The sequence below is a fragment of the Paenibacillus sp. PsM32 genome (genome assembly GCF_030433815.1).
GTDB classification, from domain to species: domain Bacteria; phylum Bacillota; class Bacilli; order Paenibacillales; family Paenibacillaceae; genus Saccharibacillus; species Saccharibacillus kyungheensis.
Window position 1 is genome coordinate 334144 of record NZ_JARUWY010000001.1, and the last position, 14380, is coordinate 348523.

Consider the following 14380-nt stretch of genomic DNA (forward strand, 5'->3'; position numbering starts at 1 on the left):
CGTTGATCTATTTGACCATTGCTAATGCTAATCCATCGTAAGCAGGCAACAGCGTTCCAGTAAGTCTAGGATCAGTCACCATACGACGGTTGAACTCACGTACTGCTTGTACAGCAGGCCCATTTTTGTCTGGATTCAGTGTACGTCCACGCAATAGCAGATTATCACCAGCAATAATCGCACCCGGGCGAGCCAATGTAATCGCATATTCCAAATAGTTCAAATAATTTCCTTTGTCTGCGTCGATAAAAAAGAAGTCAAATTGTCTTCCTTCTTGCTTTAATTGCTCCAGACTATGGATCGCTTCGCCAATCCGATATTCAACTTGATTTCCCAAACCGGCAAGTGTCATATGTTGTCTGGCAAGTTCTGCATAATCTGCTTGTAATTCTAATGAAGTAATGTGACCTGTAGATGTTAATCCTCTACCAAGACAGACACCGCTGTAGCCACCAAGCGCTCCGATCTCAAGCACTTGTTCTGCACGTGCTAACTGTACGAGCATCGTTAATAGTCGACCATATCCAGGCGCTACCGATACTTCTGGCATTCCTTTTTCACGAATCGTTTGTTTAATTTGAATTAATAATGGATCTTCTTGAAGCAATTCATCCATATATTGTTCAGCATCGGGCAATGATTGTTCTGTCATTATCTTGATTTCTCCTTTGGATATTATGATCACTGGTTATCATTTTATAGTCTGTTGATCATTTTTGTTTGGTTTTACATGGCGTTAACCTGTTACAATAGAAATTAAAATCAATATGTGCGGAGTACCTTATCCTATACAATCACGTATATAAGCGCAATATCCTTTTTAAATAGCGATATGCCCTCAAATGATGCCTATTTATTTTATTTATATTGGCATAGAAACGTTTGTAAGTATAGCTTCATTCACCTATACTAGATTGTATGGTTTTCGGAACTACCCTACAAGTTTAAATGGAGTTGACATTGTAAAATGAAAGAATTGAAATTAATAGCGACTTGTCCGATGGGACTTGAAGCTGTAGTCGCAAGAGAATTAAAATTACTCGGTTATCATGATACTCAAACTGAAAATGGACGTGTTACTTTCAGTGGTGATTTTGCTGATATTTGCCGTTGTAATTACTGGTTGCGTACTGCTGATCGTGTATTGATCAAAATGGGCGAGTTCAAAGCTACCACTTTTGATGAGTTATTTGAAGGCACCAAAGCTTTACCATGGGATCAATTTATCCCTGCTGATGGTGAATTCCCTGTATCCGGTCGTTCGCAAAAATCTCAACTAAGCAGTGTTCCTGCAAGTCAGGGTATTGTGAAAAAAGCGGTTGTTGAAAAGCTCAAATTAACGTATAACACCGAATGGTTCCCTGAAGATGGTGCATTATACAAATTAGATGTCTCTTTATATGATGATATCGCTTTGCTGACTTTGGATACAACAGGTCCTTCTCTTCACAAACGGGGCTATCGCAAACATGCAACAGAAGCACCGCTTAAAGAAACATTAGCCGCTGCGTTAGTGTTACTTAGTCGCTGGGGTCCTCACCGTCCGTTATATGATCCATTCTGTGGTTCAGGTACATTATTGATTGAAGCCGCAATGATCGGTTGGAATATTGCTCCTGGACTTCGTCGTTCATTCCCTTCTGAAGGTTGGTCGATTATTCCTGATGAACTATGGGAACAAGCACGTGACGAAGCTTATGATGCTGTCAAAGACGATGTGCCTTTACAATTAGTCGGTAGTGATATTGATCCAGAAGCGATCGAAATTGCTCAAGCTTGTGCGAAAAGTGCAGGGCTTGGTAACGAGATCGAATTTAAAGTTATGCCTGTATCTCGCGTTCAACCACAAGGTAAATTCGGTTGCATTATCACCAACCCTCCTTATGGTGAGCGTCTAAGTGAAGTAAAAGAAGTCGAAAAAATGATTCGTGATCTAGGACGTGCCACGATTTATTTACCTGATTGGTCTGTATTTGCAATCAGTCCGACCCGTCAATTCGAACAATATTTCGGTCGTAAAGCAGACAAACGTCGCAAACTATACAATGGACGGATTGAATGTCAATTCCTTCAATATCTTGGACCTTTGCCTCCTCGTCAACCCAAAGTAGAAGCATAACCAACGTGTTATACAAATCAGATTCGTTTGATTTATTTTTTCAACCGTAAGGAGGTCTGGCTTTGCCATACTTAACTTCTCGTTCAGAGCGTGGCAGTTGGCTTGATCGCCTGAAGTGGCTGGTGTCGTTTAGTCGAATAGATTATATAATTTTTATTATCCTAATGCTGACCAAATTAGTCATTTTGCATAGTCATTTGCATCTGCAAAATATTGATATGAATCCACTTGATGTGGTTACGGCTGTCGGTTCTATTATGCTTGCCTCTTTTTGGACGATCTTTTTGCCGTATCGTGGACGGATTATTGCTTTGATTGTATTAGATGTATTGTTAACTTTTTTAATTTTTTCAGATCTAGTTTATTTCCGTTACTTTCAAGATTTCATCACGATTCCTGTATTGTTGCAAGCAGGTCAAGTCGACTCGCTTGGAGATAGTATCTGGGAATTGATCTATGTAGAAGATATATGGATGTTTGCGGATTGGATTGCGTTGTTACTTGTTGGGTTATTTTTGCTGGTACGTCGTATACGTAGACGCACTCCGCGATATTATTCATCGAATCGCCAGCATTCCTCTATGTATAATGATCGTTTGTCCAAGCGCTTTTCCAAACGGTTTGTCCAGGGAATGATTGTATTTGTACTTGGTCTGGTATTGACAGTAGGGCCGATCAAATTTGCTACATCTACATGGGCAACAGGACTATTTGTAGGGAACTGGTGGAATATGTCTCTTTACAATGTAACCGGTCTACTTGCTTTTCATGGATATGATGCTTATCGATATGCTGATGATCATTTTGGCCCTCAAGATCAATTGTCGACAGACAAAACAGATGAAGTTAAACAATGGTTCGATGCCAAACAAGCCACTAGATCCAAAGCAGGTGATGATGATCTATTTGGTGCTTATAAAGGTAAAAATGTGATTGTAGTTCAAGGTGAAGCCTTTATGAATTTTGTGATTGGCAAAAGCTACAATGGACAAGAAATCACGCCGAATATTAATCGTTTGATGAAAAAAAGTATGTATTTTAGCCAGTATTATCATCAGACCGGTCAAGGTCGTACATCCGATGCTGATATGGCTTCTAATGCTTCTCTTCATCCGCTACCGACAGGTTCGGTATTTATCCGTTATCCTGATCATGAATTTGATACGTTACCCAAAATACTCAAAAGCAAAGATTACAGTACCAATGTATTTCATGCTTATGAAAGTAGCTTCTGGAATCGGTCAATCATGTATCAAAATATGGGCTACGATACTTTTTACAGTAAGCCTGATTTTACGATCGATGAACCACTTGGCTGGTCTCTTGGCGACAAATCCTTTTTCCGTCAATCGCTTGATAAAATGACAGAGTTGAAACAACCGTTTTACTCTTTTTTGATCACTTTATCCAGCCATCATCCATTTAGCTTGCCTGCTTCTGTCCAAGAATTAGATATGGGCGATCTAAGCGGAACGACATTCGGTGATTATATTCAATCACTTCATTATGTCGATGCCGCATTAGGTGAAATGGAACAAGAAATGAAAGACAATGGATTATGGGATAAAACGATTCTTATGTTCTATGGAGATCATGATAATTCATTAAAAGAAAAAGAACCGATGGAAGAATTCCTAGGTCGTTCTTTATCTGATCTGGATATGGAACAATTAATGAATCAAGTGCCGATGCTTGTTCATTTGCCGGATGATCGTCATGCAGGTACTTATAATGAACCTGCCGGGCAGTTAGATATGACGCCTTCAATTTTGCATTTACTCGGTATTCAAGCGAGCCCTTATTATCTGATGGGTAACGATATGTTCAATCAGAAAGAAGATAAACTTGTTGTCTTACGTACCGGTGCATTTACCGATGGCAAAGTATTCTATATTCCTTCAGCAGATGGCATATTTGAAAATGGTACTGCTTATGATATGAAAACACGTGAAGTGACCGATGTGGAGCAAGCTCGTTCAAGTTATGATGAAGCACAGAAACGACTCAATATATCGGATGAACTCATCACGTACGATCTGATTCGTCAATTTCATGAAGCTAAATCTTCAACATCCAAATAATTTGTTGTGAGTGTATAGTCTATTCGCTCATAGATTCACAACAGATAGATGGTTCAACAAAAAAAGCCTTTGTCGATCTACACATTATCGTGTGATTGACAAAGGCTTTTCTATTTTTATTCCTAATGATTATGCTTGCACAGATGGTTTTTTAATGAATTTAGATGCTTTTTCTAGAACTTCATCTTCTGTAGGTGCACTGACATAGCGACCGTTAATATAAACAAAAGCACGCTTGCCACAAGGCCCACAGTACGATTTACATCCTATTTTAATTTCAGCATCAGGAGCCATTTTTTCCAACTTTGGAATCATCGTTTTCAAGCGAACATGATTGCATTTATCACATACGCGAATATCGTTAGCCATTATACTTTCCCTTCTATAGCGGTCTTAGTGATCGCCATGATTGCCTTTGGAAGGGTTAGTAATAACGAAGCCTTCTTCTGGCAAATATAAATAATCAATCTTGATTCCATCTAACCAGGATTCATTTGGATCTACAGCTACATCAATTTCTTTATCTGTGCTTACTAATTCTTCTGCACCTTCTGGTTGACCTAAATCCATACCATAATGAACATGATCACCATGAGAATTCGTAATAAATACGCGCAATTTTAGACCTTCATTTTCGGGTTTATCCAATTCAGCTTGAATCACTTTCGCTGCATTACGTGTAATTTTGACTTTCATAAGATCAGCTCCTCTTCATCGACTAGCCTGCTATATGCAGGAACCATATTTGGAATATCCGACCATTATATTCTTTTTTGAAAAAGAAATGAACCCAATACTACTTTTTGGGTTTCCTTTACTTCAACATTCATGATCGGTTCAGATACTTATTCCGTAACTTTAACCTATACTATTGTATAGCTCTACTGCGCAATACGCAAGACTAAGAGCGCTTAGAACTGCAAGCGCTCTTTATTTTATTCTACTATAAAAATAGACTTGGAACAGTGAACTATGATGCTATTCACAATTTGAATACTTTACTTAGCGAAGTTTCTTGTGTTCATAGACCATTGCTGTTTTTCGTTCTGCCCGGGTTACGAACCAGTTCATCATTAATAAAGTTACTCCAATATCATCTATAGGCATAAACGGCATTACATCAGGCAACACCCAATACGTTAACACAGGTATAAGAAACAATAATTTTTCTCCTAGAGGTAATTCCCGGGAGGTTAACAAGCTTGGCAGTCTTTTAAATACATGCGCCCATTGTTGTAACGAAAAAAATCGATTCCATTTCACAATCCATCTCTCCCTTTTCTATAACAAACCAATATCTACCGACACTTTTAGCGTCTTGCTCTAGTATTACGGTAAACTAATCAGAAAGTTTCAATTTTCTATAAGAACCAGTTCTAAAATTGCCAATATCTATAGCTCTCCTCACAAAAAAAGGCTTTCTTCGTTATAGTACTCGAAGAAAGCCTTAGTCTATTTTATGATCTTGCATCTACAAACCTATTCTCTCTATCTGTGCTACTTATTACGTTGATTGTGAGACAAGTTTTCCTTTGACAATAAGACGGTATTGACTGGAATGATCAGGGTAGCAAGTAATCAGCGTCACAATCGATTGTCCAGATTCAGGTTGTAGTACTTCGACTTGATCCGGTTCTACAATCTGAATATCGTAGACCTGATAAGCATACTTACCTGTGGATGTCTGTAACTGAAAAGCATCATGCTTATTCAATTCATGCAGACGATTAAAAAACTTGCCATATCGACTGGAACGGTGACCTGCAATAGAATAATTGCTATTAATCTGCCCTGCTTCGCCACCACCACGAATATGCCCTAGAGCAGATTGTAATTGTTCTGGATCAGCGCCTTCTACAATAGCTGCTTCCAGATTCAACTTAGGAACAGTAAGGATTCCCTGTACACGAAGACCATTTACATTTTGACTGATCGTAGATGTTTGCTTATTTGTATTACTTTTGCTTGCCACAGATTGTATCTTAGCTTCTACTTCTCTACCTTGATCCAATCCTGTAGCAAACGTCTGCTTGAGTGAAGCTTGTACTTGATTCGTATGCCAGTTGGAATACAGCGTATAGCCAATCGTCGCTATACCTAGCAATAATAATAACGTTCCACATTTAGCTACAAAATGGGACATTGCTGCTCACCGTCCTTGACGATCAAAGCGTAAAGAACGACGACGAACGATCCATCCGAGTATCACCATCAAGCTACCTAATGTGTAAAGTACTGTAGAATCTGCCCATTCTCCTGTTTTTGGCAAAACAGACAAGGACGGTGTAAACATATTGGTTGTAGCATCTGCGTTGTTAGAATTTACAGTAGCCGCAGTGACGACTCCACGCGCTGGCTGTGAAGAGCGATCTGTAGATAAAGATACCAATTGCGGTACATCGGCAGAAGCTGTAATTACACGATTCGGTTGATTTGTATTGATATTATCGGATGGCAAAGCTATTGCTTCCATATCGTCGATCATTACTGGACTAGGATCAGTAATAGACGTTGTTGTTACAGTAGATGATCCAGTGTTAGTAGGAACAGGGTTAGATGGTGCACTATCACTAGATACATCTACAGGTACACGACTACCATTACTTGCAGATGAAATGCCATTATTTGTACTAGCTGTGCCGCTATTATTGCCAGTGTTTCCATTAGAGTTGCCACTGGTATTGCCTGTATTGTTGTTAGGATTAGAGCCATTATTACTATTTCCACTTGTTGTATCATTATCATTGCTATTATTATTGCCATTTCCGTTATTCCCATTATTTCCTGTATTACCTTCTGTTCCATTACCGTTATTGTTATCTGGTTGTTGTGGAACCGTCGGTGTATTGTTGTCTGGAGTTGTCGTATCTGGATCGTCTGTATTTGGTGTTGGTGTAAATGTTACATTTTCCAATACAGCTACATCGATACCAGGCAATACATTATCCAGTAACCCTACTGAAATAAGAGAAGAACGGTCTGTTTGACCTTCTGCATTTTGCTGACTGCTATTTTCCAAAATAGAAAGGTCTATCGCATCTACAATCAGATCAGTTGTCGCTACTTGCACAACAGCTTGTTGGTTAGTATCTGTGTTGTCGGTAGATGAATTATTGTTATCTAATACGCCTACGTGTAAGTCATCGCCGACTACAGTGTCCGTTCCACTTACTTCTACCACAGCTTCATGGTTAGTATCTGTGTTGTCGGTAGATGAATTAGTGTTGTCTAATACTCCGACATGTAGGTCATCGCCGATAATAGTATCCGTTCCACTTACTTCGACCACAGCTTCGTGGTTGCTATCTGTAGTGTCAGTAGATGAATTAGTGTTGTCTAACACTCCGACATGTAGGTTGTCTCCTACCACAGTGTCAGTTCCACTTACTTCGACCACAGCTTCGTGGTTGGTATCTGTAGTGTCGGTAGATGAATTAGTGTTGTTTAACACTCCTGCATGTAAGTCGTCGCCTACTACGGTGTCCGTTCCACTCACTTCCACTACAGCTTCGTGATTGCTATCTATAGTATAGGTAGACGAATTAGTGTTGTCTAACACTCCGACATGTAAATCATCGCCGATAATAGTATCCGTTCCGCTTACTTCGACTACTGCGTCATGGTTGGTATTTGTAGTGTCGGTAGACGAATTAGTATTGTCTAATACTCCGACATGTAGGTCATCGCCGATAATAGTATCAGTTCCACTTACTTCCACTACGGCTTGGTGGTTGCTATCCGTAGTGTCTGTAGACGAATCGCTGTTATCTAACACACCTACATGTAAGTCGTCTCCGATTACTGTGTCCGTTCCGCTTACTTCGACTACTGCGTCATGGTCATTGGTACTGTTGTTAATGGATTGGTTGTGTTGATCCAATACACCAACATGCAAGTCGTCTGCTACGATACTATCTGTTCCTGTCACATCCACTACAGCTTGATTATCTTGTTGATCATTTGCCGTAGTTGTATGATTTTCTGGCAAAATATCAACGTCTAGTTCATCACCCAATATAGTATCTTCTGTCTGGATACTAATCACTGCATTCGATTCAGCAGTGTCTGTTGAAGATGACGTATTTTTATTTTGCAAAATACCAACCTGAACAGTACTTGAAGAAGATTCGTCGTGCTGAAGATCAACATGTACTAATGCATCACTTGTTGAATCTGCTGATACTGTTCCTTGTGACCATCCCAATACCGCCGCTAGACAACCTGTCGCTACCATTGTTTTCATTGACCATTTCATTGTTAATCGCTCCCTTTAATTTTTTATTTTTTCAAATAAAATAGGGAGCTTGCTGTGGTGGCTGTCCTGGTGGTGCATGTGTCCATTGATTACTGCCATGCTCAGATTGAGCACGATACGTTAAAAGATGGATACGATAATGCTTCCAATTAGCCAAACGATTATTGACAAATACATTTTGCGAATTGGAAGTATTACTATTAGACAATTCTGATACATTCGAAGAACCGGCAACGATTAATCCTTGAATACCTTTAACATCTAGCCAGATGGCTGCTGCTGGAGAAACGGGTTGTGTACCTTGTTCACTTGAAATAGCAGGAATATTCTCTGATTGAGGTTGAACTATTGCTTGAGCTGTAGCAACATCTGTATCTGATACATCAGATACATTCGATACGGTCTCATCCAATGGTACAGCAGTTGTTTTGGATGCAGGATACTGAGGTTTTCCTTTTGGTTGTACTGGCTGTGGGACTACAGGTACATATTGGGTTGTCCCTTTCTGAATTGATGCAATCATAGCTTGTGGATCTTTATCGTTAGACTCATGAATCGGTGAAGATTGTACTGCCTCTGTTGATGGGGACTGGGTTGCTTTATGAACCGATGGGACAGCAGGTAGAGCCGGTTGTAAAGATGGTGTGATTTCCGGATTACCTTGAGTACTATTTTTCTGAGTATGGTGGGTTGTATTGGTGTTCTTAGATGGAGTTGGTGCTATCACATCATCCGGTACCGGAGTAGGTGTAACTTCTACTGGAAGCTGCGGTACAATCGGCGGAAGATGGATCACCGGTACATCTGGAACAACAGGTACTACTTCTGGGATAACGGTTGTCGTTGTATCTACAACAGAAGTCACAGCATCACTAGCAGTTTGAACAGTAGATTCAATAACACCTGTTACTGTATTGGTTGTATTTCCAACTGTATTTTGCACTGTTCCTGTAACATTGTTTACAGTTTGGTCTACAGACGAAGTTACACTACCCAGTACGTCAGAAGATTGTCCTTTTGCTGCTTTATCTACCTCTGTAATAACATCAGCAGGGATATCTACAGCATCTTTGACAACTTTATCTACGTCTGTCGTAACTTGATCTACAGTTGTAGATACTTGAGTTGTAGTATCTGTTACTGTGTTGGCTACATTATCTACTGTTTTGTCGACAGTCTCGGTTGTACCTTTGACGGTGTCTTGTACTACATCTGTAACTGTACTTGTTGTTTTATTTACTATATTACCGACTAGACTTGGTGTTGACTTCGAGGAGTCATTACCAGTGGATGATGTCTGAGTTGAAGACGATTCTGGATCAGGCACTTCTCCATGTGCACGTGCGATATCATGATGAGTAAAATAATATAAAAACAAAGCAATCAATAAAGCTAACACTCGATATTTCATAGGAGCTTTCACCTCCTTTCTATATAAAAATGTTGAGACAACTATGTTTAGACAATTATTACAACAGTTAAGGTTTTAATTACTTATATATTACCCTTTAGGTTACTCATTGATATCCATTTTTATACTTTTTTAGGATTAATATTTATTCTTATCGCATACTTTAAGCATATTGTTATTCGTATTGCGTCTATAGCTGATATCTATATAAAATGCTGGTTAATACGTCAAAACCCCTTTAACGTCTTGAAGGGGTTTTTGGTGATCTAGATAATAAAACCTATGAGTTGTGATATCTTATTTGATTTCTTTTATTTCGTATACGTGTCTGTTGTCACTTCACTATTCCTCAAAAGATCGAAGTCTACATCGTCTCCGAATACTGTATCTGTTCCTGATGCTTGAAGTGCAGAACTTGATTCGCTATCCATATTTTCACACTCTGATTCTTTGTTGTTCAAAATGTTCAGATTCAGATCATCTCCTAGAATACTATCTGTTGCTGAAACATCGATCGCCTGGCTATTTTTTCTTTTTTAAAATAGAACAGTAAAAACAGCTATGAAATAAGGAATGAACTGCACCTCGAAAACCTAAAATACTATCTTTCACGTCATATTCAAACTGCATTTTTTCGACAAAAATCATCAAATAAAATAAAACCCATTGACATACTTGGTTTTAGCTTCTATATTAAATTTTAACATTATAAATTACTTGAAAGCTTTAAAGCGATTATGTACAGGGGGAAAAGAAAATGAAAAAAAGTTCAAAGTTTGCTAGCTTGCTTACATTAATGGTAGTTCTGGTGCTCGCTTTAAGTGCTTGCGGCAACGGTGCAGCTAATAACGATACGGCTGCTACAGGTTCATCTACAGATCAACCACTTAAAGGTAAAAATATCGCTTTGATTATGCGTTTGAACAATGGCACATTTTCCGCTCAATATGTCGATGGTGTAAAAGATCAAGTAGCGAAATACGGCGGTACAGTCACAGTCATTACAGCAGATAATGATCTTAGTAAAATGGCATCTGCTCTTGATGCGGCTGTCAATCAAGGTGAATTTGATGGAATTTTACTAGATCATGGCGATGCAGGAGCACTAACAATGGGTGTGCAAAAAGCAGTCCAAGCCAATATTCCTATCGTTGCATTTGACTCTGCATTAGATGGTGTACAAGGTGTCACTAATCTAGCTCAAAATGATCAAAAAATGGCAGAGTTAACGTTAGACCAACTTGCTAAAGATGCAAATGGTAAAGGCAATATCGTCAAAATCTGGGTAGCTGGCTTCCCTCCTATGGAATCTCGTCAAATTTCATATAAAGCGTTTCAAGCTAAATATCCTGATATTAAAGAAATCGCTGCTTTCGGTACAGCAGACAATGCCCAACTAGATGCACAGACTCAGATGGAAGCTATTTTAAAACAATATCCGAACAAAGGTGATATTACAGCAGTCTGGGCAGCATGGGACGAATTTGCTAAAGGAGCAAGTAATGCGATTAAGCAAGCTGGACGCGATGAGATCAAAGTATACGGTATTGATCTTAGTGATGAAGACTTAGCATTGATTCAAGATAAAAATAGTCCATGGATCGCTTCTGCTGCTGTAGATCCAACAACGATCGGACGTGTACAAGTTCGTTATTTGTACCAAAAATTCGATGGAAATACAAAAGATGAAAAAGTAGAATTGGAACCTGTCTATGTACAGCGTGATGATCTACCAAAAGATAAAAAAGTAACAACAGCCGACCTGAATGAATATGTAAAAGGCTGGGGTGAAAGTGATCAAGGCAATACAGACAACCTAAAAGCACTTGAAAAATCTGTTGCTGGGAAATAATTAAATATACTTATTTCTACTTCACAGTAGACTCCAATTCCGGCGGTTTCTTAGGAGACCGATCCGGATTTTGTCTATATGGATAACGATTAAGAAAGGAAGAATCCGATGACTACTTCGATCGAACCATCATCTAGCAGTCTGGTGATGAGCGGAATCTACAAATCATTTGCTAATGTGCCTGCATTAACTGATGTTGAATTTACAGTGGGTAGCGGCGAGATTCATGCTCTACTCGGTGCTAATGGTGCTGGCAAAAGCACACTAATGAAAATTTTGTCCGGCGCTTATACAGCAGATCAGGGTCAGATTGTGATTAATGGTCAGCAAGTTCATATTGATTCCCCAGCCGCCGCCAAGCAAGCCGGTATTCAGTGTGTGTATCAAGAAGTGGATACTTCGCTTATTCCGCAGTTGTCGGTAGCCGAAAATATTTTATTAAGTCGTCTAACTTCTTCTCAAGGTAGTCCGATTCTGCATTGGAAATCGATATACCGACAAGCTGAAGATATTTTACAAAAACTTGGATTTGCTATTTCAGCCCGTCAGCCTGTGAGCGAATTATCGTTAGCCGAAAAGCAGTTAGTATTGATTGCACGTATTATGGCAGAACAAGCCAAATTCGTTATTTTCGATGAACCGACAGCTCCACTTAGTATGGAAGAAGCAGAGCGCTTATTTACTATTATGGAAGACCTCAAAGCACAAGGGATTGGCGTTATTTTTATCTCTCATCGATTACCTGAAATTTTCAGAGTGTGCGATAAGATTACAGTGATGCGTGATGGCAAAAAAGTAAGTACTGTTCTTACAGCAGAGACAAATGCTAATGAAGTGGTACACTCTATGCTTGGTAGAGCTTTTGCAGAAGAATATCCCAAAACATTTGTACCGATTGGTGAACCTTTACTAACCGTATCTGATCTTGCGGCAGGTCGCTATGTCCAAGGGGTTGATCTTGATGTTCGGCACGGTGAAGTGGTTGCTGTAGTGGGATTAGTCGGAGCAGGCAAAACAGAATTGTCTAAACTCTTATTCGGAGCAGATCAACCGGAACGAGGATCGATTCAATTAAATGGTCGTGCTATTCATTCCAAAACTCCTTATCATGCAGTCAGCTCTGGCATTGTACTTGTTCCTGAAGAACGTCGCAAAGAAGGTATTCTGGTCAAAGAATCGGTATTGCATAATTTAAGCTTGCCTGTATTAAAAAAAATTACGAATCTTGGTATGGTATCCAAATCAGCCGAAAAACAGCACGGGGATCAATTGATTCAATCGCTAGGTATCAAAACATCGTCTGACCAGCAATTAACAGGCTATCTTAGCGGAGGGAATCAGCAAAAAGTAGCGATCGGAAAATGGATGCAGACCGATGCTGAACTTTTTATATTAGATGAACCGACCAAAGGGGTCGATATTGGTGCCAAACGTGATATTTTCAAAGTAATCGGAGAATTAGCGGCTCAAGGAAAAGGAATACTCTATCTCACATGTGAATTTGAAGAAGCGATCGGGCTGGCTGATCGTATTCTCGTGATGTGTGACGGTAAAATCATGAAATCTTTTGCTTATGGAGAAGCTTCACAACAAGAATTGTTATACTATGCCAGCGCTGGCCGGGAGGAACTTGTATGAACCACAAAATCGCTCAGTTTTCGTATCGTTATGGAGCTTTAATTTTTATCGGATTGGTATTACTATTTTTCTCTATTTATAATCAACACTTCTTCACATATAACAATATAAGCGATATTTTACGTTCGATCTCGATTGTTACATTTGTAGCGATAGGCATTACGATCTCACTTACGGTTGATGGATTCGATCTTTCTGCTGGATCGACAGTATCGCTGACTACGGTTGTAGTGGCGGCAATGATGGTCTGGCACCAGATGCCGTTGATTTTAGTATTGATTGTGCCGTTGATTATTGGTGCTCTAGTAGGCTTATTGAATTCCTTTTTAATTGTCAAAATTCGTATTCCTGATCTACTGGCAACGTTAGCTGTAATGTATATCGTCAGCGGGATTCATCGAACGTATACCAAAGGCTACTCGATCTACAACAATATGCAATTTCAAGATGGAACCAAAGCGCCCGGGGTAATGTTGGATTCGTTTCTCTGGATTGGTCAGGGTAAATTGTTGGGCGTTCCTTTTCCAGTTATTCTAATGCTGGTTGCCGTAATTGGTATGCACTTATTTTTCAAATATACACGTGGTGGACGGCAAATGATTATGACAGGTAGCAATGAAGAAGCGGCTCGCTTATCTGGATTGCGGGTGAATCGTGTACGTACTCTTGCTTATGTGGCTTCCGGTGTGTTTGCAGCGGTAGGCGGGATTCTGTTTGCAGCTCGTGTAGGTTCCGGCCAGATTGATGCAGGATCATCGATGCAAATGGATGCGCTAGCGGCTGTTTTTGTCGGCTATTCTGTATTCGGTGCAGGTCGCCCGAATGTAATTGGTACTTTTTTCGGTGCTGTATTAATGGGCGTACTGGTTAATGGTATGACTATGCTTCATGTGCAGTATTACACAACAGATATTATCAAAGGAGCAGTACTTGTTCTCGCTTTGGCAGTAACTTTTGTTCATCGTAAACGGCAAAAAGTATAAGATTTCTTTTTTTATAAATGATCAATTAGCATTGTACTAAG

12 protein-coding genes are annotated in these 14380 nt (G+C 39.5%); 5 read left to right on the forward strand and 7 right to left on the reverse strand.

Annotated features, from left to right (window positions below):
* Positions 1–7: 7 nt before the first annotated feature.
* Positions 8–652, reverse strand: coding sequence for an O-methyltransferase (locus QCD85_RS01625; protein ID WP_301261449.1), 645 nt, complete (start codon positions 650–652; stop codon positions 8–10).
* A 315-nt stretch (positions 653–967) separates the two neighbouring features.
* On the opposite strand from QCD85_RS01625, the gene QCD85_RS01630 reads away from it, so the two are divergent.
* Both QCD85_RS01630 and QCD85_RS01635 read left to right on the forward strand, forming a co-directional pair.
* On the forward strand, positions 968–2119 hold the full coding sequence (locus QCD85_RS01630; RefSeq protein WP_204824767.1) for a THUMP domain-containing class I SAM-dependent RNA methyltransferase: 1152 nt from the start codon (positions 968–970) through the stop codon (positions 2117–2119).
* Positions 2120–2181: 62 nt separating this feature from the next.
* Positions 2182–4200: an LTA synthase family protein gene (locus tag QCD85_RS01635; protein ID WP_441005591.1), complete on the forward strand. Its 2019-nt coding sequence runs from the start codon at positions 2182–2184 to the stop codon at positions 4198–4200.
* A 129-nt stretch (positions 4201–4329) separates the two neighbouring features.
* Here the strand turns inward: QCD85_RS01635 and QCD85_RS01640 are convergent, their stop codons facing one another.
* From QCD85_RS01640 to QCD85_RS01665, 6 genes are all read right to left on the reverse strand, one after another.
* On the reverse strand, positions 4330–4569 hold the full coding sequence (locus QCD85_RS01640) for a DUF1450 domain-containing protein (RefSeq protein ID WP_204824768.1): 240 nt from the start codon (positions 4567–4569) through the stop codon (positions 4330–4332).
* A gap of 24 nt (positions 4570–4593) precedes the next feature.
* Positions 4594–4896: a heme biosynthesis protein HemY gene (locus tag QCD85_RS01645; protein ID WP_069327047.1), complete on the reverse strand. Its 303-nt coding sequence runs from the start codon at positions 4894–4896 to the stop codon at positions 4594–4596.
* 306 nt (positions 4897–5202) lie between these two features.
* On the reverse strand, positions 5203–5463 hold the full coding sequence (locus QCD85_RS01650; RefSeq protein WP_273615585.1) for a hypothetical protein: 261 nt from the start codon (positions 5461–5463) through the stop codon (positions 5203–5205).
* 241 nt (positions 5464–5704) lie between these two features.
* Positions 5705–6343 carry a class D sortase gene (locus QCD85_RS01655; protein ID WP_301261450.1) on the reverse strand — a complete coding sequence of 213 codons (639 nt, stop codon included), beginning with the start codon at positions 6341–6343 and terminating at the stop codon, positions 5705–5707.
* Positions 6344–6349: 6 nt separating this feature from the next.
* The gene (locus QCD85_RS01660) at positions 6350–8455 is read right to left on the reverse strand and encodes a hypothetical protein (RefSeq protein WP_301261451.1); all 2106 of its coding nucleotides are present in this window, start codon (positions 8453–8455) and stop codon (positions 6350–6352) included.
* Between the two features lie 31 nt (positions 8456–8486).
* Positions 8487–9866, reverse strand: coding sequence for a hypothetical protein (locus tag QCD85_RS01665; protein WP_301261452.1), 1380 nt, complete (start codon positions 9864–9866; stop codon positions 8487–8489).
* 757 nt (positions 9867–10623) lie between these two features.
* On the opposite strand from QCD85_RS01665, the gene QCD85_RS01670 reads away from it, so the two are divergent.
* The 3 genes from QCD85_RS01670 to QCD85_RS01680 all read left to right on the forward strand — a co-directional run bounded on the left by QCD85_RS01670 (position 10624) and on the right by QCD85_RS01680 (position 14339).
* A complete protein-coding gene (locus QCD85_RS01670; RefSeq protein WP_301261453.1) occupies positions 10624–11718 on the forward strand; it encodes a sugar ABC transporter substrate-binding protein in 1095 nt (364 codons plus the stop codon).
* Between the two features lie 108 nt (positions 11719–11826).
* On the forward strand, positions 11827–13356 hold the full coding sequence (locus QCD85_RS01675; protein WP_301261454.1) for a sugar ABC transporter ATP-binding protein: 1530 nt from the start codon (positions 11827–11829) through the stop codon (positions 13354–13356).
* Complete coding sequence (locus QCD85_RS01680; protein WP_069327040.1) at positions 13353–14339, forward strand: ABC transporter permease; 987 nt, start codon at positions 13353–13355, stop codon at positions 14337–14339. Before QCD85_RS01675 ends, QCD85_RS01680 begins: the two co-directional genes overlap by 4 nt.
* Positions 14340–14380 lie beyond the last annotated feature (41 nt).

Bases quoted from the DNA above. Each gene is read 5' to 3' on its own strand.
- QCD85_RS01640 (WP_204824768.1), bottom strand. From the start codon at position 4,569: ATGGCTAACGATATTCGCGTATGTGATAAATGCAATCATGTTCGCTTG.
- QCD85_RS01670 (WP_301261453.1), top strand. From the start codon at position 10,624: ATGAAAAAAAGTTCAAAGTTTGCTAGCTTGCTTACATTAATGGTAGTT.
- QCD85_RS01645 (WP_069327047.1), bottom strand. From the start codon at position 4,896: ATGAAAGTCAAAATTACACGTAATGCAGCGAAAGTGATTCAAGCTGAA.
- QCD85_RS01665 (WP_301261452.1), bottom strand. From the start codon at position 9,866: ATGAAATATCGAGTGTTAGCTTTATTGATTGCTTTGTTTTTATATTAT.
- QCD85_RS01630 (WP_204824767.1), top strand. From the start codon at position 968: ATGAAAGAATTGAAATTAATAGCGACTTGTCCGATGGGACTTGAAGCT.
- QCD85_RS01660 (WP_301261451.1), bottom strand. From the start codon at position 8,455: ATGAAATGGTCAATGAAAACAATGGTAGCGACAGGTTGTCTAGCGGCG.
- QCD85_RS01675 (WP_301261454.1), top strand. From the start codon at position 11,827: ATGACTACTTCGATCGAACCATCATCTAGCAGTCTGGTGATGAGCGGA.
- QCD85_RS01655 (WP_301261450.1), bottom strand. From the start codon at position 6,343: ATGTCCCATTTTGTAGCTAAATGTGGAACGTTATTATTATTGCTAGGT.
- QCD85_RS01680 (WP_069327040.1), top strand. From the start codon at position 13,353: ATGAACCACAAAATCGCTCAGTTTTCGTATCGTTATGGAGCTTTAATT.
- QCD85_RS01625 (WP_301261449.1), bottom strand. From the start codon at position 652: ATGACAGAACAATCATTGCCCGATGCTGAACAATATATGGATGAATTG.